Below are 19,927 nucleotides of genomic sequence, written 5' to 3'. Positions count from 1 at the left end.
CCCCCGTTTATTTCGCGAGTAATTCAGGTGATCACCCACTGAACCCGATCCTGCATCGTATTGCTCGCGCAGTCAACAACAGTTTTGAGACAGTAAGCGGTTGGCTTCGGCCAATGTCCAACATGGGGCGCTCCATCGCCCAGCACTCGTCTGAGCTGCGCGTTTGCCCGCGCGATTAGTGGAGTTGGTCGTCGAAGTACACAATGAATTTGCAAAGCGGAACCAATGGGAAGTTAACTCGAAAGGCCGCTCAAGTAAAGATTCAGCAAAGCGTTGCGATGAAATTGAACCTACTGCCGCCCTATGGAGTTGGCGCCCGGAACGGATGGGTGAAATAAATTCCCTGGACGCTCGTCCGGGGTTGGATGTAGCTTCCATTTGGCGCCATCGGGGCGCCGAGAGTTCCCTCATTTAATGAATGGGAGAAAGACATGGCTGAGGTCATTGCCGAGACCACCAGCGAGGTCGAGGAGATCGCGGGCGAGGACTTCGAGGTCCTGTTCGGCGAGACCCCGCTGATCATCACCGACAGCGAAGTGCGCAACTGACACAGCGAGCATCCGGCGGTTCGCGCTGACTGATCCGCCCGATCCGGTTCGACCGCTGGCACGCCGTTGAAGAAGGGGGAAGGGCATGGCGGTCCATGTGTTCGTAGGGCCGTCGTGCCCCGAACCCCTGGTGAGACAGCACCATCCGAAGGTCGTGGTGCACGGCCCGGTCCGGCACGGCGACCTGTTCCCGGGAGAGTTCTCCGCCGGAGACATCGTCGTCATCGTGGACGGGATCTACCATCATCGCCTGGCGCTGCGGCACAAGGAGATCTTGGACGCCCTGTCACGTGGGGTGATGGTCATCGGCGCGGCCAGCATCGGAGCGCTGCGCGCCGCCGAACTCGACCGGTTCGGCATGATCGGCGTCGGCCGGGTCTACGGCTGGTACCGCGACGGCGTGTTCGACGGGGACGACGCCGTCAGCGTGGCCCACGGTGAGACGGGCTCGCTCGCCGGACTCAACGTACCCCTGGTGAACCTGCACGCCGCGGTCCTGGCCGCCCAGGAGACGGGCGTCCTCACCCAGCAGGCCGGGCAGAGCCTGACGGAGCACTTGGAGCGGGTGTACTACCCGCTGCGCACCCAGGAGCGGATCCTCGCGGTGGCGCGAGAGCGTGGCGAAGCTGCCTTCGCGGACTGGTACGCCGTCCGCCTCGCCGCCGATCCGGCCTCTTTCGACCAGAAGCGGGTGGACGCGCTCCAGGCCCTGGAGCTGGCCGAACACCTCGACTCCCGGCCCCACACCGCACGGCCCGCCGCAACGGCAGCCGGCCGGCCGGCCGAGTCGCCAGAGGTATGGCCACTCCCGGCTCCGCCCGCGACGAGCGACCGGGATTGGCGCACCGAGTACCACCGACGCTGGCGCAACCTGTTCGCGCCCGCCGACCCCCTGCTCCGGCACCGGGTGGCCTACCAGCAGATCTTCGCCGCGGATTTCCCCGACGTCTGGTGGGACTTCCTGCGGTGCCGCGCGGCCGCGCCGGGCGCCGGGTCCCCTGGCGGCTTCCGGGAGCACGTGCTGCGGCAACTCGGGCCCACCGCCGCCCGGTGGCATGACGACCCGGCTCTGCGGAACCGCATCACGGCCTTGCTGTGCCCGCTACCCGATCTGGCCGACCCCCGCGAGGCGGAGCTGCTGCTGCGGCGAGAGTCGGCCGCGGACCGGGCCCGGGTCACCGACTGGCTGGAGCGCACCCGCCACCATCTGGACACCCACCTGGACCGCAGCCTCGCCCAGATATCCGAGGCCACCTGCGCACGGTTGCTCCGCCTGATCTGGAACGTGCGCACCGATGCCGAGCTGAACACGGAATACACCCGGCGCGGCCTCCCGTCCCTGCGCCACGCGGCGGTCGCCCTGCGCCCCTTCGCCATCGGCTACCTGGGCTCTCGCACAGCGCAACAGCCCGTCGGAGGCGAGGCACGTGCATAAGCTCAGACTGCCCGGCACACACCGCGCGGTCCCTCCCGAGACCACTTGGGAGCGGATCGCGCCCCGTCTGCACCGCTATGGCATAACCCGGGTCGCCGACGTCACCCGCCTGGACAACATCGGCATCCCCGTCTTCCTCGCCGTACGACCCGAGTCGGAGACCCTGGCCGTGTCCCAGGGCAAGGGTGCGTCGCCGCTGCTCGCCAAGGTCTCCGCCGTCATGGAGTCCATCGAGTTGTGGCACGCGGAACGGCCGCCCCTCGACACCTTCACCGCCACGCCCGAGAGCCTGCGCCTGCCGTACGCCCTGACCGACCTGAACCTTCGGGTGACGGACGACTGGACCGGGCAACTGCGGCTGCCGTGGGTCCAGGCCCGGTCACTCACGGACGACCGGGCCGTACCGGTGCCCCTCGACCTCGTCCGGCTCTCCTACAGCGGACCGCACTTCTGGCGCCCGCGCCTCTTCGAGTCCAGCAGTACCGGGCTCGCCTCCGGCAACACCTTCACCGAGGCCTGCCTGCACGCCCTTTACGAGGCGGTAGAACGCGACGTCCTCGCCGCCCTCCCGTCCGCTGCCGACCGTGGACGACTGACGATCGTCCCCAGCACGATCCAGAACACGCACCTGCGGTCGCTGCTCGACCTGCTCACCGACGCCGGAGTGGACTTCCACCTCTCCTGCATCCCGAATCGCTTCGCGGTGCCGACGTTCGCCGCTTTCGTGTGGTCACCCCTCTTCCCCATCGTCTGCGCGGGCTCGGGCAGCCATCTGGACCCGGTGGTCGCCATGTCGCGGGCCCTGACCGAGGCGGTGCAGAGCAGGCTGACCGAGATCAGCGCCACCCGTGACGACATCCCCTCGGACCAGGACACCTGGCGGGACGCGTGTTCGGAGCCCCGCTTTCCCGCCGGCCCGGACGCGGTGAGCCTCGACGAGGCGCTGCGCGGCCAGGGAGCAGCTCACCACGACATGGAGGAAGAGCTGGCGGACATCACGCGGCGGATCACACAAGTCACCGGCCATGCGCCGCTGGTGGTCCAGCTGTCCGACCCGGCCGAGCCGTTCTGCGTCGTCCGGGTCATCTGTCCCGGCCTGTCCTTCGCGGAGGGACGCACCCTGTCCGCCTGACGCCCAGCACCTGTGACGCACAGGACCAGCCATTGCGAGGTTTCCAGTGAAGACTCAGCGGGACCGGTTCCGGCACCCGGAGGGATACGTCCTCGAGTACGAGGTGACCGTGCCCTACGTCGTCGAGAGCCCCTACCTGCACATCCTGTTCCACGGATTCAGCCGCATCGAGAAGCACGTGCCGCCGGTCTTCGCCCGCAAGCAGTGGAAGCAGGCCGAGCAGTCCGTGTGCCTGTCCTTCTCCGACCCGATCCACCTGCACACCCAGGATTCATGCTGTGGCTGGTTCCTCCTGGGCGAAGAGGAGTTCGCGCCACGGATCCACGAGCTTCGCGCCGCCCTGCTGGAACGGCACGGGCTGCGCGGCACCGTCTGGCACGGCCTGTCCTCGGGCGGCTATGCGGCACTCAAGCACTGCATGCGGGCGGGCGGCGACGACCTCGCGTTCGTCATCGCCCCGCACGACGACCCGACGATCCTGCCCCAGTGGGAGCGCGAGGCGGTGCCCTTCACCCACCTTCCCGGCATGGCCGCACCACAGAAGACGACCGACATCATCGCCGACTGGGCCGCGCCCGGCGCCGGACGCTACCTCCACGCCCTGGTGTCGGAGAAGGACTCCTACTTCGCACTGCACCACCTGAGGCCCATCATGGCCGGCCTGGGCGGCCACCCGAGCGCCCGGGCCGTCATGCTCCGGGACGGCCGAGGCCACGGCTTCATCCGGGACGCCGACTACGACTCCCAGCTCCAGCAGGCCATCCAGGGCTGGGAGAACTACCGACTGCACCGCAGCACTGCGGCGTCGAGCACCGCTGAATGAGCACAGCCGAGCAGCAAACAGAAAGGAGGACTGAATGTCCGAGGTCGAGGTCGTGCTGTCCACACCCCTCGCCCGGTTCGCCGGCGGTGAGACCAGGTTCCAGGTACCCGTGGGCACGTTCCGGGAGGTCATCGACAAGGTGTACGAGCGTCATCCGGCGCTGCGACAGCGCCTGGCGGACACCTCCGGTGGCTTCCTCCCCTTCGTGAGTGTCTATCTGGGTGAGGACAACATCCGCGACCTCGGCTCGCTGGACGTCGTCGTCACGCCCAGGACCACCGTGATGATCATGTCGGCGGTGGCCGGTGGCTGACCGAGTACGGCGGCGGACCATCCGTGAGGCGACGGCGGCCGACGCGGGAGCCATCCATGAGATCTACGGGGGCGGTGACGTCGAGGAGTTCGCCCTCCGGGTGACGGATCGCGTCACCGCGCCCGGCACCACGCACTACGTCGCCGAGTCCGAGGGCCGGGTTGTCGCGGCCTTCGCCCTCACCGCGCTGGGACGGCTCAGGCCCGGGGGGAAGAGCCGGCTGATCCTCCACGAGATCAAACTCCGGCCGAACGTACGGGGCACGGGCATCGCCGACGACATCTTCGACTGGCTGGCGACAAGCCTCGGCGTGGGCACCGACCGGGAGCTGCTGGCCATGGCCTCGCTCGGTCAACGCCCGTCCACCTTCGACACATTCGGGCTGACCGAATCCCACCACGTGTTCCGGTGGCCCGTCCGGGAAGGAGGTGAGCCGCGGTGACGCACCGCCCGTCCCTTCCGGAGGAGTTCTCCGGCTGGCTGGCCGGTCTGCGGTCCTGGGCGGCCAAGTGCCCGAAGGGAGACGACCTCTGGCGCCCCGCGGCAGCCCAGGGACTGCTGTCCCTGGCCGTCCCCGAGTCCGCGGGTGGCAGCGGCGCCGGGTACGAGGCCGCGTGCCTGGCCCTCGAGGCGTTCGCCGAGGAGAGCGGACTGAGCGGTCCGCCGTTCGCCATGGCCGCACAGATGTGGGCCTGCCAGGAACCACTGCTCGAATTCGGCAGCGGAGCCCAGCACGACCGGTATCTGGCCCCGCTCCTCTCGGGCACCGCGGTCGGCGCCTTCGCGGCAACCGAGTACGAGTCCGGCTCCGACCTGCTGTCCCTGCGCGCCCGCGCCGAACGCGACGGCGAAGGACGCTGGCGACTGAACGGCGCGAAGACCTTCGTCACCAACGGGCCGACCGCCGACGTCTTCCTCATCCTCGCCCGCACCACCGAGGGCAGCGCCCTGTCCGGGCTCACCGCGTTCCTGGTCCCCCGGGGCACTCCCGGCCTGCACGTCGGCACGGTCATCGACAAGGCCGGCCTGGCCGGTGCGGACCTGGGCTCACTGCACATCGACGACTGCGTGCTCGACGACAGTGACGTGCTCGGTGGCCCGGGCGGCGGTTTCGCCGTGCTCATGCATGCCATGCGCCACGAGCGGGCGTTCATCCTCGCCCCGGCGCTCGGACTGATGGCCCGAGCATTGCGCCAGGCCGTGGAACACGCCCGGACGCGCCGCCAGTTCGGGCACCCTCTCGCGTCCTACGACACGATCCGCCGGCGCCTGGTCCGCATGCACGTGGCCCTGACCAGCGCACGGGAGCTGCTCCACGCCACGGCCCGCCGCGCGGACGCGGGCGCCCTCGACCACGGCCGTTCCTCGCTGACGAAGCTTCACGTCAGCACCGAGTTCAACCGGTTCTGCCAGGAACTTCCGGACGTGTACGGCGGCTACGCACTGCTGCCGGAGACAGGGGCGGCCGCCCTGCTGGCAGACGCGGTGGCCAGCAGGTACTACTCCGGAACCTCGGACATGCAGATGAAGATCATTGCTGAAGGGCTGGGTTTGTGATGGCAGAAGACTCCGTGCTGCGCTCCGTGCTGGCCGCGGTCCGGGAGGTGGCGCCGGGAGCAGTGGTGGAAGAGACCACCCAGCTCATCGCCCACCGCATCATCGACTCCCTGTCGCTGTTGAGTCTGGTGGCGCTGCTGGAGAAGGAGTTCTCCGTCACCGTACGCGACTCGGAGATCCTCCCGACCCATTTCGAGACCCCGCTCGCCATCCGGGCGTTCCTGAAGTCCAAGGGGCATTGATGACTACCAGCCGATCGCTGGTGGACGACCTGCGGACGACGGCTGCCCGCCACGGCGGCCGCACCGCTGTCATCGACGGCACCGGCACGCTCAGCTACGCCCGGCTGGACGGTATGGCCGAGCACATCGCCCAGGCCCTGCGCGAGGCGGGCGTCCGGCCCGGAGACTGCGTCGCCTGGCACGGAGCGAAGTCCCGCCTGGCGGTGGCGGCCGTGCACGGCATCCTGCGTTCCGGGGCGGGGTATGTGCCCGTCGACCCGGACGGCCCGATCGCCCGCGCGCGGCTCATCGTCGACCGCAGCCGGCCCCGAGCCATCGTGACGGACACCCACGCCCGTGGCCAGTGGCACACGACCGCCCCTGACCTCGACTGGCGGATGCTGCCCACGGGGTCTGCGGAGGACGACCCCCTGTGGTACGCGATCCCGGCGGCCTCCCCGCGCGTGCCACTGCCGGATCTCGCCTATGTGTTCCACACCTCCGGCAGCACCGGCCACCCCAAGGGAGTGGCGCACACGCATGCGAGCGCCTCGGCCTTCGTCGACTGGTCCGTCGACGAGCTGCGGCTCTCCGAGCAGGACGTGATCGTCAACTCGGCTCCCCTGCACTTCGACCCCACCACGCTGCACCTGTTCGGTGCCGCGCGGGTGGGCGCCGCCGTCGCCCTGATGCCCGCCTCGATGGCTCCCTTCCCGGCCGGTTACATCGACTTCTGCCGTCAGGTGGGGGGCACGGTCTGGTACGCCGTGACCTCGACCCTGGTCTGGCTCGCCCGCCGGGGAAAGGACCTGTTGCCGCAGCTCGGATCGCTGCGCGCCGCCGTGGTGGGTGGTGAGGTGCTGCCGCCGGGCGACGTGAACACCCTGTTCGGGGCCGTACCGGGGATACGGCTGCTCAACGTGTACGGACCGACGGAGAGCAACGTCTGCACCTTCCAGGAGATCCGGGGGCCACAGCCGCTCGACGCGGTCATCCCCATCGGCAGGGTGCTGCCCGGTGCCGAGATCGTGGTGGTGGACGAGGAGCTGGAACCGGTGCAGCCCGGCAGCGCGGGACAGCTGCTGGTCCGCGGCAGCATGCTGATGGAGGGCTACCTGGACCCGGAGCAGACGGTCCGCGCCTTCGTGCACACCGCGGACGGCCGGCGGTGGTACGCCACCGGGGACACGGTCCGGGAGAACGCGACGGGCGAGCTCGAATTCATCGGCCGCCGGGACGCCCAGGTCAAGTCGCGCGGCTTCCGGGTCGAGCTGGGCGAGATCGAGAGACATCTGCACGCCTTCGACGGCATCCACGAGTGCGTGGTGGTGGCCACACCGGACGCCCTCTTCTCCACCTTGATCACGGCGTTCGTGAGCGCGGACGGCATCGACGACGTGAAGGCGCTGCCCCACCTGCTGCGGGACCGGCTGCCGCACTACATGATCCCGCAGCGGGTCGTCCTGGCCACCGGCGAGCTGCCGAGGAACTCCAACGGCAAGGTCGACCGCAAGGCTCTCACCGAGCTCGCCGCGTCCCCGGCCCTCGGCGACAGCCCCGGGCTCACGATCGTCCGCTGAAGAAAGGCCGTGTCCGTGTCGCTCTCCTCAACGGCCGGTGTCGCTTCCGACGACGCCGTCGAAGTCCTCAAGGTCCCCGACTTCAGGCGGCTGTGGGCGGCCAACGGATTCCGGTACGCGGCCGCCGAGGTGGCCTCCTTCGCCCTGCCGGTCACCGCCCTGCTCCTGCTGCACGCCCGGCCTCTGACGATGAGCCTGATCTTCATGTGCAGCAGGGCCGGGTTTCTCACCATCGGGCTGCCGGCCGGGGTGTGGATCGACCGCTGGCGCAAAAAACCCGTAATGATCTGCGCCGACATCGCGTACGCGGCCGCATTCGCCAGCGTGCCGCTCGCTTACTTCCTGGGCGTCCTCACCGTCGCCCAACTCGTCGGGGTGGCCCTTGTGGTGAGTCTGGCGGGCGTCTTCTTCGACGTGGCGCACAGCAGTGTGCTGCCGTACGTGCTTCCGCGGCGGCGCGTGGCGGACGGGAACGCCCGGCTGCAGAGTTCCGAGACGGCCATCCAGGCTGTCTCCCCCAGCGTCGCGGGCGTGGTGACGCAGAGCGTGGCCGCCCCAATCCTGTACTGCTTCGCGGCGCTGGGCCATCTCACGTCGCTCCTGATGCTGCGGCGGATCCATCCGCAGGGGGACATCGCCCGGGGCAGGTCCGACACCCAGCAGAAGTTCGGGAAGGAGATCACGGACGGGATCCGCGTCCTGTTCCGGCAGCCGCTGCTTCGGCTCCTGCTCAACCAGGCCGCCCTCAACAACATCGGCGCCGGCATCCTCCTGTCGATGCTGCCGGTCTTCCTCCTGACGGAGATCGGGATCGCCACCTGGCAATACGGGCTGCTGTCCACCCTCGGAGCCGTGGCCGGTTTCGCCGCCTCCCTGCTGGCCCCACGACTGCGCCGGAGGTTCGGCGAGATTCGCATGACGCTCGTCTTCTCCGCCTTGACCCCGTTCGCCGTGCTCGCGGCGCCGCTGGCCGGAGTGTTCCGTCAGGCCGCGGTGCCTCTCATCGCGGTGGCGGAGGTCCTCATCGGCATCGCCATCGTCGGCAGGGCCGTTTCCACCGCCGGGCTCCGCGCACGGGTGACCCCCGACGCGTACATGGGACGAGTCACGGCGGCCTACAGCGTCGTCATCCAGGGGGCCACCCCGCTCGGGGCGTTCGCCGGGGGCCTGATCGCCGACCACTGGTCCACCGGTACCGCCTTGTGGGCCGGCGGGCTGGTCATGGCCCTGCCCCTCGTCCTCCTGCTGTTCTCCCCGCTGCGCCGCCACCACGCGCTTCCGGCCGAGTGGGAGGTGTGAGGGCGGCGCGCTTTTCGACCACCACAGGAAAACGAACGGTTCGTTTGGAGGAACACATGACCCCACTGGAGCAGGCCGCCCTCGAGTACGAGGAACACGGCTTCGCGATCATCCGCGACGTCATACCCGAGGATCTTCTGGAAGAAGCGCGCAGGCACGTCGAGTGGCTGACCGCCAAGTATCCGGAGCTGCGCCCCGAGCACTTCCACCACCCGCTGATCCGCAACGACGCGTTCTGGGTCCGGCTGGTGTCGGACCCGCGGCTGGTGGACATCGGCGAGCACTTCCTCGGCCCCGACCTCGCCTGTTTCACCGCGCACTACATCTGCAAGCCGCCGTACGACGGCCAGCCGGTGCTGTGGCACCAGGACGGCGCCTACTGGAAGCTTGCGCCGATGCAGGCGCTGACGGTCTGGCTGGCCATCGACGAGAGCACTACCGAGAACGGTTGCCTGCGCATGATCCCCGGTAGCCACAAGCTGCCGCTCCACCCGCCGAACCTGCGCACGGACAAGCCCAACATGCTCTTCTCGGAGGCCGACACCGACCTGGTGTCTCGGTGGGCCGCGGAACGGGGTGTCGTCGAGATCGAGCTGAACCCCGGCGACGTCTCGATCCACCATCCGCACCTGCTGCACTGCTCAGAGGCGAACACGTCGCCCAAGCGGCGCTGCGGGCTCGACATCGGATACATCGCGACGTCCACCCGTATCGAGAGTCAGGGCGTGTACCTGGATCCGGTGCTGGTCCGCGGTGAGCCCGTCGACGGTGTCAACGCCTACCGGAAGCGGCCGCGGTACACGCCGAACGAGACCATACCCTTTGCGGGACACGAGACCTGGAACGACCAGCCGGGCGTCGCCCAGGAAGGGGCTTCGTCAGGGGAGGCGCCCCTCGCGACGACCGAGCGCATGATCGAGCGACTGCAGGAGGGCACCGTTGCCCGCTGAAGCGCGCCCCGGCCAGAGGATTGTCCACCTACGCGACCGGGACGATGACCAGCGCATGAAGGACGTCATCTACGTCCACCCGCCGAGCTACAAGGGGAAGGAGTTCCAGAATCCGGCGGGACTGCCGCGCCCCGTGGTGGCCGGGCTGCCCTTCCCCTGGGTCACCCCGATGGCGGACAGCGGGCCGCTCTTCCGGGAAGTCGAGCGGGTCAAGGCGGAGCTGTGCCGCCGTCTGTGGGGTTGCCAGGTCTGCGGGAACGACCTCGACACGACCGCATGGGTGGCGCTGGAGAGGCCCGAGGACGGGTCGCCTGTGATCACGTCCTCCGCGATTCACCGCGCGTGCCTGAGCCTCGCGGTGGAGCACTGCCCGGTCCTGGGCAACGCGGCGAACGGCTACGCCTTCACCGAGGTCTTCGAGGACGACATCGAGGCGACCGCGGGCGAAGGCACGCACGAGCGGGCTCCCAAGACCCGTTGGCATTTGCGGCCGGTGTCCGAGACCTCACGGCCCGACCGCGCCAGAACCTTCCTCTCTCTCGCCCAGGTGCGCGAAGGGGCATGAGAGGAGACCGTGCCGTGCCACCTCCAACGCCCTGAGGGACAACAGTCCGTCCCCACGTCTTCGTAGCCGCGCCCGCTCGCGTCCCGGCCGCCCGGCGGAGCGTCGGGCGCGGCTCCGGTCAAGAACTGACGGCAGTGGGTGGGGTATCGGTCTCAGGGGAAGGTCCTGTGGTGCGGGCGCACTTGGACGCGACGCGTGCGAGGCTCTCGCGATGTCGTGCTGCAGGGGGGACGGGCATGGAGTCGGTACTCGCGAACATCGTGATGGGGCTGGTGACCAGCCTGCTCGGCGGCGGGTTCGTCTGGTTGTGGGAGCGGGCCAGGCGCATCCGGGCAGTGAACAGGAGGGCGGCGTTCTTCGGTGTCCGGCCGGGCCAGACCTGTCTCGTCGTGCTGGGCAGCAAGTACAACGCGCCCGGCACCGCGCATTATCGGGATGTCCGTGCCGTGGTCGAACTGGCCTTGCTCGCGGGGGTGCTGGGCTGCCAGGTGACCGTGGAGACCGGCGAGTTCGTGGGCAGCAACGGTGACCGCACCGAGTTCTGCGTCGGCGGCCCGACCGGGGACGCGAACGTCCGCACGAAAGGTCACCTCGCGGCACACCTCCCCGGCGTCACGGTCCATCCCTACGACGTCACGCGCCCGGACTCGGTGGCCATCGAGGTCGGCGGGGAGAAGTTCCTCTTCGACCGCGGCAACGAGGAGTACGCCCTCGTCGCGAAGTTCAAGCCCGTGGAGTCCAGCAGACCTGTCTTCGTGGTGTCCGGGCAGACGTCGGTGGCCAACCTGGCGGCGATCCACTTCCTCCGGCGCGAACACGCCAGGGTGGCCGAGCGGCTGCCCTCGATCGAGCGCTTCTGCCTCCTGATCAAGGTCTCCGGCATCGGAACCTACGAGTTCCACCGAGCGGAGCTGGAGCGGGACGTCTCGGCGGCGGCGTTCGGGGTCCCACCGGGCACCACGGCGGCCGCCTGAGCCGGCATCAGGGTCAGTGAGTCCCTCCGCCGGTTGTGCACCCCGTACCACCGGTGACCCCGAGGTACGTTGAACCACCCGAAGAAGTCCGCCGTACAGACGCCGGACCGGCCGGCGACAGCAACTCGCATCCTGAAGCGGCGGTGAAGCTCGGGTGACGGCCGGTGTCGCGGGTGATACTGGAGCCGGGGGAGGAGGAACCTGTCGTGGACGAGGCTGAGTCGGGGCCCGGTTTCCGCCTGGATGGTGCCGCACGCGCCAAGGTGGCGGAGGAGCTGTGGCGGAACTGGTGGCTGGCGGGGCGCGGTATCGCCCTGCTCTTCGGGTTCTCGGGGGTCGGCAAGTCGGACCGTGTCGTCTGGCCGCTCCGCCAGTGGGCGGCGGGCCGAGGTGTGCCCACTGCCTGGGTGGACGTGCCCATTGATGCGCTGGACGCGGACAGCGGGCTCGCCGCCCGGATCGCGGAGGACATGGACGGCACCGAGTACGCCTCCCTGCCGCCGACGGTGGCGAAGGGCACCTCGTTCGCCTCCGTGGTCCTCCCGCTGCTGCGGGCGGGCGCGCTGATCGTCGTGGACGAGTTCCAGCGGCTGCTCGACTCGCAGGGCCGGCCGTCGCCGTCCATGGCACAGACACTCGAAAAACTCGCCCGGCGTCCGGCGGACAAAGGCTGCCTGCTCCTGGTCACCAACCGGCATGTCGACTGGAGCTGGACCAGACAGCTCTACGTGACCGAACTGATGCCGCCCGAGGACGCCGACGCCGTCTCCATCGTTCTGGAGAACCTCAACGGCGAGGAGGACGACGCCCGGTTTCCCCACGGCCGACGGCTGGAAGTCGTGCGCCGCCTCGGCCGGAACCCCGAAGTCCTGCGACTGCTCGGTCTGTTGCTCAAGACATACGTTCTGGATGATCTGCTCCCGCCGATCGGTGACGTTCCCGAGGAACCCTTCGATCCGCGGTTCGTCGAGGACATGGAACGGGACCTGCTGGCGCGGGCCGCCGGGGACCTGCCGGAGCCGGCCCGCGCGTTTCTCCGTGACATGTCGGTGATCCGGGACTGGGCCGCCTGGGACCTCGTCGAGGCGATGGGCCACGGCCGGGGTGACGTCAGGGAACTCGTGCGGGAGACACGCGAGCGCTACCTCCTGCAGAGCCGCGCCCTCACCGGGCCGCGTGCGGCGGAGCACGGCGGTGGCCACCACCAGGTCCATCCCCTGGTCCGGGAGGTCGATGTCGTCCACTTGCGCCGGGACAACGCGGCATGGCGGGCCGCGCATCTTCGCGCGGGCGGCTGGTACGCCAAAAAGCTGAAGGCCATGCAGGGTGTTGCCGTCCACGACCGTACGCTGACGCTGGGCCTGGACGGCGCCCGGTACCACTACACCGCTGCGGACGCCGCGGACGCTCTGCTCACGGCCATGGAGCCCGCCCGGCGCTACATCGAGCAGCGCTATGGATGGGCGCCGGTGCCCGTGAGTTCCCGCGGAGAGCGAGACGCCCGCATCGCCCTGCTGGAGGCGTACACGAGTCGGTGGGGCACGCCTGCCACGCACTACTATCTGGCCAACCTGCTGCGTGACCGGGGCGGACCGGACGATCTGCGCCAAGCGCTCGTGCACGCGCGACAGGCGACCGCGGGCCAGGAGCACTCGCATCCATGGGTGTTGTGGATCAAGCTGGTGCACGCCGTCGACGGGCCGGAGGCCGCGATCGCGGCGGCCCGTGAGGCCATCACCCACGTCTCGCCCGCCAAGAACCTCTACTCGATCTACGGGGCCTTGGGGAGCTACCTGGCCGAACTCGGCCGGACCGGCGAATCCGTCGCCGCGTTGCGCACAGGCGCCGAGCACGCGACCGGCAGCGCGGAGCGGCTGGCCCAGCTGGCCGCCCAGATCGCCGCGGGCGAATCGACGGACGGGCTGCTCCGCGACGTCTGCGCATGGCTGCGGAGCGAGCCGAAAAGGGACCTGCAGAGCATACTGGCGGAGGTGCTCCTGTTGGAGCGCGAGGGGCGTTGGGAGGAGGCCGTCGCGCTGGTCGTCGAAGGCCGGCAACGCCAGCCCAGATACGCCCCGTTCACCCTCCACGAGGCCCTGTGCCGGCTCGCGCTCGATGACGCCGCGGCGGCCCAGGACGCCTTGGACCGGTTCGCGGACCTCCGCTTCGAGCGGGGTTCGGTCGTCACCTGGTGTGCCAGCTTCGTCGCCCTGAAGCTCGGCCGCCTGTCGCGTGCCGCGGAGTTGCTGAGCGACTACCTCGGCACCGACGTCTGCGACTCGGCGCCGGACCAGATCCGCGCCAGCCTGCTGCGTTCGTGGGACACGGTCGTCGCCAGACCGGGCCTGCCCATTCCCTCCCTGGCCTTTCCCGCCTTGCCGACCGCCCTCAGCGGTCTGCCAGGCGTCATTGTCCGGTCCCTGTACGGAGGCCCCGTCTTGCCGCAGCACCAGCCGACCGTCGACGGTCCGGCCCCCGACGGCCGTCTGCGCATCCTCGCGATCGCCACCGAGTGGTCCTCGGGCAAGGGCGGCGTGAGCACGTTCAACCGGCGTCTGTGCCTGTCACTGGCGGAGCATGCGCAGGTGACGTGCCTCGTGCTCCGAGCCGGCGACAAGGAACGGAAGGATGCCGCGGCGGGGAACGTCGTCCTGGTCGAGGCACGGGAAGCTCCTGGCGCCTCGGACGCCGAACGGCTCTCCTACCCTCCGGCGTTCGCGGAGGATGCCCTGCCCCAAGTGATCATCGGGCACGGGCGGTGGACCGGCCGGGCAGCGGACCGTATGGCCGTCGACTTTCCCCTCGCGAAGATCCTGCACTTCCTCCATGTCATCCCGGACGACATCGAACGGTTCAAGGGCGAACGCCAGGTGGACGCGGCGGTGCTGGCGGAGGAACGGCAGGAGGTCGAACTGGCCCTGGGCGCCGCCGCCCACCGTGCCGTGGCGGTAGGGCCACGTATCCATGAGTGGTTCCTGCACGACCTGGACGCCCGTGGAGTCGACCCGGACCAGCTGGTCCGTTTCGATCCCGGATTCGACCCCGGCGCCGCGCGGGACCGGCCACCGATGGGACGCTGCACGGTGCTCATCGTCGGCCGGACGGAGGACTACCGGCTCAAAGGCCTCGATCTGGCGGCACGTGCCTTCAACCAGGCACGGCAAGGTCGCCGGCCCGGCCTGCCCCGCCTCGAACTCCTCGTACGCGGCGCTCCTCCGGAAGCCCCCACGGAGCTGGAGAAGAAGATGCGTGAATGGGCGGGAGACGCATCGCTTCCGGTGCGGGCTCGTGCCTACTCGACCGACGACGAGGTGCTGAGAGCGGACTTGCGCGGGGCCAGCCTGGTGTTGATGCCGTCACGGGCGGAGGGCTTCGGCCTCGTCGCGGCCGAGGCGATCGCCGCGGGCACGCCGGTGCTGGTGAGCAGCGAGAGCGGGGTGGCGGAGTTGCTCGAGGAGTTCGTGCCCGAGGAGGTCAGCCGCATCGTGGTGCCGACGGTCGGCGACGACGCCCGGGACGTCGCCGAGTGGACCAAGGCCATCGAGGGCGCCCTGCGCCGCCCGGATGCCGAGTTCGCCGCGACGGCACGGCTCAGCACCCGCCTGGCGGCGGAACGAACGTGGTCGGAGGCGGCAAGGGCCCTGCTGGAGCATGTCCAGGCCCCGGCAGCGGACGCGCCGCACGCCGTCTGAGAACCGACCCGCGACCGATCTCGCCCGCGCCTGCCGCCAGGGAGGCGCCCGTGCCGGCCCTCAGTCCACCAGCGCCTCGTGCACCAGCCGCCGTACCTCCGGGAAGACCTTCAGGGTCTTCGGGCGGACCTGGCTCATGAACTGCACGGTGAGGTCGTGGCGCCGGTCGACCCAGAAGGCGGTGGTCGCCGCGCCGGTCCAGCCGTAGGTGCCGGCGCTCGACGGGGCCAGGGTCCGGGACGGGTCCACCACCACGGAGACGTTGAAGCCGAAGCCGAGACCGTCATTGCCGGGCTCCTGGTGGACGGGGGCGCCGAAGTCGCGCAGGATCGCCTCGCCGGGCAGCTGGTTGCGGGTCATCCGGGCGACGGTGTCGGCGGACAGCAGCCGGGTGCCGTCCAGCTCACCGCCCCGGCGCAGCATCTCCATGAACCGGTGGAAGTCGAGGGCCGAGGAGACCAGGCCGCCGCTCCCGGACAGGAACCGCGGCCTGCCGTGCACCGGCAGTCCCGGCGCCGGGCGCATCCCGCCGTCCTCGGTCTCGCCGTACAACTCGGCGAGGCGGCCGGCTTGTTCGGGCACGATGTGGAACCCGGTGTCGGTCATGCCGAGCGGAGCGAGGATCCGCTCCTGGAAGAACGCGTCCAGCGGCTGCCCGGAGACCACCTCGACGACCCGGCCCAGCACATTGGAGGCGACCGAGTAGTTCCACTGCGTGCCCGGGTCGAACTGCAGTGGCATCCGCGCGTACACCTCGACCGTCTCGGCCAGACCGGCACCCGGCGGCACCGAGTACTCCAGACCCGCGGCGCGGTACAGGGCGTCCACCGGGTGCTTGTAGTAGAAGCCGAAGGTCAGGCCCGCGGTGTGGGTGAGCAGGTGCCGGATGAGGATGGGGCCCGAGGCCGGGCGGGTGCGCACGTCGGCGCCCGAACCGCCCTCGTACACGACAGGGTCGGCGAACACGGGCAGATGGTGGTCGAGCGGGTCGTCCAGGGACAGCCTGCCCTCCTCCACCAGCATCAGCACCGCGACCGCGGTCACCGGCTTCGTCATCGAGTAGATCCGCCACAGCGTGTCCGGCTGGACCGGCAGCCCGGCCGCGACGTCGCGCCGGCCGTACGTGGTGAGGTGGGCGACCCGGCCGCCGCGGGCCACGGCCACCAGGTACCCGGGCAGCCGCCCTTCGTCGACGTAGCGGGCGAAGTGCTGGTCCAGGCGGTCCAGCGCCCCGGGGTCCAGCCCCGCCTCGCCCGGATCGGCTTCCTGCCGCAGCTGTCCCATCGCTCTCCTCCGCTCGCGTCGTACGCGGTGCGCTCCGACCACCCCGCCGGCCCGCACTCGCTCTCATCGTCGCGCAGGAACACCGCCCCGTACCCGCTCATCAGCGGTGTGTGTGATCGACGCGACGCTTCCGGACCCGGGCAGCGCGCCGGCCAGCGGCACCCCGAGCGCGGCCACGGCCGCCAGGGCGAGCAGCGCCGGCCCGGTGCCCGCACCCAGCAGCGTGGTCGCCGCGGCCACCCCCACGGCCGGGCCGACGTTCAGCGCGGTCTGCTGCAGCCCGCCCGCCACTCCGGCCACCGCCACGTCCGCCCGCCGCACGACCACATGGGTGGCCGCCACCATCACCGTGCCGAACCCGGCGCCCAGCAGCGCGAACCCGCACGCCAGTGCGGGCGTGGCGGTGGCCCGGGACAGCACGAGGACACCGAGCGCGAGCCCCGCCGTCGCGGCACCCGTCGTACCGCGCGCCCCGAACCGGCGCAGCACCACGGGACACAGTGACGCGGCCAGGATCATCAGTACCGCCAGCGGCAGGCCGCGCAGCGCGCTGTGGAACGGGTCGAGGCCGAGGCGGCGCTGCAGTACGTACGTGGCCACGAACAGGGTGCCGAACAGCGACGCGGAGACGGCGACGAGGATACCGAGGGCCGCCCCGACCGTCCGTGAGCCGATCACCTCGGGCGGCAGCAGCGGGCTCGCCGTGCGCCGTTCGTGCCGGACCAGGGCGGCGGCCGCGAGCAGGGCGATGACGCCCCCCACCGGGGAGGCGGGCCGGACGGTCAGCGTGTGCACCAGACAGGACAGCGTCACCGCGAGCAGTACGGCACCGGGCAGGTCCAGCGCGGTCCGGGGGGCCGCCGGGCCGGGGTCCGGCCGCAGCAGGGCCGGCAGGCCGAAGGCGAGCGCGGGCAGCACGTTGAGGAAGAACACCGCCCGCCAGCCCAGGCCCGACACCAGCGCCCCGCCCACCAGCGGGCCCGCTGCCGCCGCCAGCCCGATCGCGCCGGTCCGCACGGCGAGGGGCGTCGCGAGCCGGTCCGGCGGGTACGCGGCCCGCAGCATCCCGAGCGTGGCCGGCTGCAGCAGCGCCCCGAACACCCCCTGCACCGCGCGCAGTCCGATCACCCAGCCCACCCCGGGGGCCAGGCCGACGCCCGCCGAGGCCGCGCCGAACCCCAGCATGCCGAGCGCGAACACCCTCCGCTGCCCGTACCGGTCGCCGAGCCGCCCCGCGAACACCAGCAGGCTCGCCACCGCCACCAGATAGGCGGTGCTGGTCCACTGCACCTCGGCGAAGGACGCGTGCACATCCCGTTGCAGGCTGGGCTGCGCGACCGTGAGGACCGTACCGTCCAGCGCGACGATCACCGCGCCCGCGACGCTGCTCGCCAGTGCCCACCGCCGGTTCACCGGCCGCCCTCGGGACCGAGGTGCGCGACCAGGACCGTCTCCAGGAGCGGGCCCAGGTCCTCCGCGCCGACGGCGAGTTGGAGGCTGCGCCAGCGCCACAGCTGGGCGAGGCCGTGCAGATTCGCCCACAGCGCACCGGCCACCCGCCGGGCATCGGCCTCGGGGCGAACCTGCCCGACCAGCCCGGCGAGCAGGGAGAACAACGGAAGGCTCGTCTCCCGCAGTCCCAAGTGACCGCTTTCCAGCAGATCATGGCGGAACATCAGCTCGTACATGCCGGGGCCGTCCAGCGCGAACTCCACGTACGTCCGCGCCAGCGCGGCTACTTCGGCGCGCGGAGCGGCGGATCCCCGCGCGAGCGCCGCCTGCACCCGGTCGGCCAGGTCGGCGAATCCCCGCCGCGCGACGGCCGACAGCAGTTCCAGATGGGTGGGGAAGTAGCGGCGTGGCGCCCCGTGCGAGACGCCCGCACGCCGGGCGATCTCCCGCAGGGTGAGCGCCTGCGGCCCCTCGGCGGCCAGCAACTCCACGCCCACGTCGACCAGGCGGGCACGCAGGCCCGTGTCGGACTCAGTCATAGACACTGTCTACCAGTCGTCCGTAGACAGTGTCTACCGCCTCTTCGGTGTGCGGGAATGCACGGCCCGCCCCGCGGGGTTGACCCGTCATGACCCAGGACTCCGCGCAGGACGCGCTGCTCGAACTGCTCTCCGACGGCCACGGCGGGGTGCTGGTCACCCTCAAGCGCGACGGCCGGCCCCAGCTGTCCAACGTCAGCCACGCCTACTACCCCGAGGAGCGGACCATCCGGATCTCGGTCACCGACGACCGAGCCAAAACCCGCAACCTGCGCCGCGATCCGCGTGCCTCCTACCACGTCACCGGCGCCGACCGCCGGGCGTACACCGTCGCCGAGGGCACGGCCGAGCTGTCCCCGGTCGCCCAGGACCCGCACGACGAGACCGTCGAGGAGCTGATCCGGCTCTACCGGGACGTGCTCGGCGAGCACCCGGACTGGGACGACTACCGGGCTGCGATGGTCCGCGACCGCCGCCTGGTGGTGCGCCTGCGCGTCGAACGGGTCTACGGCGTCCCGAAGCGCTGACCCCGGGCCGACGGCAGGCTCACGGCGCCTCGGCGGTCCGCGCCTCGATCGCCCGCAGTACGGCGACCATGTCCTCGCCGCCGTACCCCTGCGCCACCGTCTCCTCGAAGAGGGCGAGGCAGACGTCGAGGAGCGGCGAGGCGAGGTGGCTCCTGCGGGCCGCCTCGGTGATGAGCCGGTTGTTCTTCAGTACGTCCAGCGCTGCCGCCTGCACCGCGAAGTCCCGCTCGCGCAGCTTGGGCGCCTTCATCCGGGAGACCCCGCTGGCCATGGGCCCCGCGTCCAGGACGTCCAGGAAGAGCCGCCGGTCCACGCCCTGCCGCTCGGCGAAGTGGAACGCCTCCGTCAGTCCGGTCACCAGGGTGATCAGGAAGAGGTTCACGGACAGCTTCATCAGGAGGGCGCCGGGCGCCGGACCGCACACGAACGTCTCCCGGCACATCGGGGTGAGCAGCGGTCGTACCGCGTCCACGGCGGCCTGCTCGCCGGCGAGCATGGCCACCAGCTGTCCCTGTTCCGCCGGGACCCGGGATCCGGAGACGGGCGCCTCGACGTACCGGCCGCCGGCGGCACGGACGTCGCTCTCCAGGGCGCGGGAGTACTCGGGGGAGGTCGTGCCCATGTGGACGACGGTGCGCCCGGCCACGCGTGCGGCCAGGGCGGAGGCGCCGCGGCCCAGGACCGCGTCCACCGCGGCCTCGTCGGCGAGCATCAGCAGCACCACGTCCGACCGCGCGAACACCTCGTCGGCGACGGCGGCGACGGCGGCCCCGGCCGCCCGCAGCGGTTCGGCGCGTTCCGGGCTCCGGTTCCACACCACGAGCGGGGCGCCCGCGCCGGCCAGGCGCAGGGCCATGGGCCGGCCCATCACACCGAGACCGATGAATCCGACGTTCACGGGGGCCGCCTCCCGCTCCACGGGCCGACTATGACAGTGGTCATACTGATCTTTTCGTAAGTTCAGTGGGTGTGGTGGGTGGATGGTGAGTCCGGTGTGGGCGAGGAAGGACCATGGCAGTTGTGGGTTGTGGTTGAT

Annotated in this window: 18 protein-coding genes; 14 read left to right on the top strand and 4 right to left on the bottom strand. The window is 70.6% G+C overall.

What is annotated here, in order from left to right:
* The first annotated feature begins 633 nt into the window (after nt 1–633).
* The 13 genes from AC07C1_RS26110 (at nt 634) to AC07C1_RS26050 (ending at nt 15,089) form a co-directional block, all read left to right on the top strand.
* On the top strand, nt 634–1,983 hold the full coding sequence (locus AC07C1_RS26110) for a TfuA-like protein (RefSeq protein ID WP_478942743.1): 1,350 nt from the start codon (nt 634–636) through the stop codon (nt 1,981–1,983).
* A complete protein-coding gene (locus AC07C1_RS26105; protein WP_478942741.1) occupies nt 1,976–3,115 on the top strand; it encodes a YcaO-like family protein in 1,140 nt (379 codons plus the stop codon). Before AC07C1_RS26110 ends, AC07C1_RS26105 begins: the two co-directional genes overlap by 8 nt.
* Before the next feature lie 46 nt (nt 3,116–3,161).
* Nucleotides 3,162–3,938, top strand: coding sequence for a hypothetical protein (locus AC07C1_RS26100; protein WP_478942740.1), 777 nt, complete (start codon nt 3,162–3,164; stop codon nt 3,936–3,938).
* A 34-nt stretch (nt 3,939–3,972) separates the two neighbouring features.
* The gene (locus AC07C1_RS26095; RefSeq protein WP_478942739.1) at nt 3,973–4,251 is read left to right on the top strand and encodes a ubiquitin family protein; all 279 of its coding nucleotides are present in this window, start codon (nt 3,973–3,975) and stop codon (nt 4,249–4,251) included.
* Nucleotides 4,244–4,693: an N-acetyltransferase family protein gene (locus AC07C1_RS26090; RefSeq protein ID WP_478942738.1), complete on the top strand. Its 450-nt coding sequence runs from the start codon at nt 4,244–4,246 to the stop codon at nt 4,691–4,693. Before AC07C1_RS26095 ends, AC07C1_RS26090 begins: the two co-directional genes overlap by 8 nt.
* Entirely contained in the window at nt 4,690–5,808 is a 1,119-nt protein-coding gene (locus AC07C1_RS26085; RefSeq protein ID WP_478942737.1) for an acyl-CoA dehydrogenase family protein, read from the top strand. Before AC07C1_RS26090 ends, AC07C1_RS26085 begins: the two co-directional genes overlap by 4 nt.
* On the top strand, nt 5,808–6,050 hold the full coding sequence (locus AC07C1_RS26080) for a phosphopantetheine-binding protein (protein ID WP_478942736.1): 243 nt from the start codon (nt 5,808–5,810) through the stop codon (nt 6,048–6,050). Before AC07C1_RS26085 ends, AC07C1_RS26080 begins: the two co-directional genes overlap by 1 nt.
* A complete protein-coding gene (locus tag AC07C1_RS26075) occupies nt 6,050–7,609 on the top strand; it encodes an amino acid adenylation domain-containing protein (protein ID WP_478942735.1) in 1,560 nt (519 codons plus the stop codon). Before AC07C1_RS26080 ends, AC07C1_RS26075 begins: the two co-directional genes overlap by 1 nt.
* 15 nt (nt 7,610–7,624) lie before the next feature.
* The gene (locus AC07C1_RS26070; RefSeq protein WP_478942734.1) at nt 7,625–8,908 is read left to right on the top strand and encodes an MFS transporter; all 1,284 of its coding nucleotides are present in this window, start codon (nt 7,625–7,627) and stop codon (nt 8,906–8,908) included.
* 56 nt (nt 8,909–8,964) lie between these two features.
* On the top strand, nt 8,965–9,858 hold the full coding sequence (locus AC07C1_RS26065) for a phytanoyl-CoA dioxygenase family protein (protein WP_478942733.1): 894 nt from the start codon (nt 8,965–8,967) through the stop codon (nt 9,856–9,858).
* A 55-nt stretch (nt 9,859–9,913) separates the two neighbouring features.
* Nucleotides 9,914–10,423: a hypothetical protein gene (locus AC07C1_RS26060; protein ID WP_478942731.1), complete on the top strand. Its 510-nt coding sequence runs from the start codon at nt 9,914–9,916 to the stop codon at nt 10,421–10,423.
* A 236-nt stretch (nt 10,424–10,659) separates the two neighbouring features.
* Entirely contained in the window at nt 10,660–11,397 is a 738-nt protein-coding gene (locus AC07C1_RS26055; RefSeq protein ID WP_478942730.1) for a hypothetical protein, read from the top strand.
* 206 nt (nt 11,398–11,603) lie between these two features.
* Nucleotides 11,604–15,089: a glycosyltransferase gene (locus tag AC07C1_RS26050; RefSeq protein WP_478942728.1), complete on the top strand. Its 3,486-nt coding sequence runs from the start codon at nt 11,604–11,606 to the stop codon at nt 15,087–15,089.
* Nucleotides 15,090–15,149: 60 nt separating this feature from the next.
* Here AC07C1_RS26050 and AC07C1_RS26045 read toward each other — a convergent pair whose 3' ends face one another.
* The 3 genes from AC07C1_RS26045 to AC07C1_RS26035 form a co-directional block, all read right to left on the bottom strand.
* Nucleotides 15,150–16,373 (bottom strand): serine hydrolase domain-containing protein, encoded by a 1,224-nt coding sequence (locus tag AC07C1_RS26045; RefSeq protein ID WP_478942726.1) that lies wholly within the window; start codon nt 16,371–16,373, stop codon nt 15,150–15,152.
* A gap of 63 nt (nt 16,374–16,436) precedes the next feature.
* The gene (locus AC07C1_RS26040; protein WP_478942725.1) at nt 16,437–17,786 is read right to left on the bottom strand and encodes an MFS transporter; all 1,350 of its coding nucleotides are present in this window, start codon (nt 17,784–17,786) and stop codon (nt 16,437–16,439) included.
* A complete protein-coding gene (locus tag AC07C1_RS26035; RefSeq protein ID WP_478942723.1) occupies nt 17,783–18,364 on the bottom strand; it encodes a TetR/AcrR family transcriptional regulator in 582 nt (193 codons plus the stop codon). The genes AC07C1_RS26040 and AC07C1_RS26035 overlap by 4 nt, the downstream gene beginning before the upstream one ends.
* An 89-nt stretch (nt 18,365–18,453) precedes the next feature.
* On the opposite strand from AC07C1_RS26035, the gene AC07C1_RS26030 reads away from it, so the two are divergent.
* Nucleotides 18,454–18,891 carry a PPOX class F420-dependent oxidoreductase gene (locus tag AC07C1_RS26030; RefSeq protein ID WP_478942721.1) on the top strand — a complete coding sequence of 146 codons (438 nt, stop codon included), beginning with the start codon at nt 18,454–18,456 and terminating at the stop codon, nt 18,889–18,891.
* Between the two features lie 19 nt (nt 18,892–18,910).
* Here AC07C1_RS26030 and AC07C1_RS26025 read toward each other — a convergent pair whose 3' ends face one another.
* Nucleotides 18,911–19,789 carry an NAD(P)-dependent oxidoreductase gene (locus AC07C1_RS26025; protein ID WP_478942958.1) on the bottom strand — a complete coding sequence of 293 codons (879 nt, stop codon included), beginning with the start codon at nt 19,787–19,789 and terminating at the stop codon, nt 18,911–18,913.
* Nucleotides 19,790–19,927: the final 138 nt, after the last annotated feature.

It is taken from the genome of Streptomyces sp. NPDC045022, assembly GCF_056432605.1.
The sequence above is the reverse complement of the archived record's forward strand: the minus strand, read 5'-3'. Positions and strand labels throughout refer to the sequence as shown.

Coding starts and splice junctions, on each gene's coding strand:
- AC07C1_RS26110 (WP_478942743.1), top strand. CDS start 634: ATGGCGGTCCATGTGTTCGTAGGGCCGTCGTGCCCCGAACCCCTGGTG.
- AC07C1_RS26055 (WP_478942730.1), top strand. CDS start 10,660: ATGGAGTCGGTACTCGCGAACATCGTGATGGGGCTGGTGACCAGCCTG.
- AC07C1_RS26065 (WP_478942733.1), top strand. CDS start 8,965: ATGACCCCACTGGAGCAGGCCGCCCTCGAGTACGAGGAACACGGCTTC.
- AC07C1_RS26060 (WP_478942731.1), top strand. CDS start 9,914: ATGAAGGACGTCATCTACGTCCACCCGCCGAGCTACAAGGGGAAGGAG.
- AC07C1_RS26030 (WP_478942721.1), top strand. CDS start 18,454: ATGACCCAGGACTCCGCGCAGGACGCGCTGCTCGAACTGCTCTCCGAC.
- AC07C1_RS26045 (WP_478942726.1), bottom strand. CDS start 16,373: ATGGGACAGCTGCGGCAGGAAGCCGATCCGGGCGAGGCGGGGCTGGAC.
- AC07C1_RS26075 (WP_478942735.1), top strand. CDS start 6,050: ATGACTACCAGCCGATCGCTGGTGGACGACCTGCGGACGACGGCTGCC.
- AC07C1_RS26095 (WP_478942739.1), top strand. CDS start 3,973: ATGTCCGAGGTCGAGGTCGTGCTGTCCACACCCCTCGCCCGGTTCGCC.
- AC07C1_RS26035 (WP_478942723.1), bottom strand. CDS start 18,364: ATGACTGAGTCCGACACGGGCCTGCGTGCCCGCCTGGTCGACGTGGGC.
- AC07C1_RS26080 (WP_478942736.1), top strand. CDS start 5,808: ATGGCAGAAGACTCCGTGCTGCGCTCCGTGCTGGCCGCGGTCCGGGAG.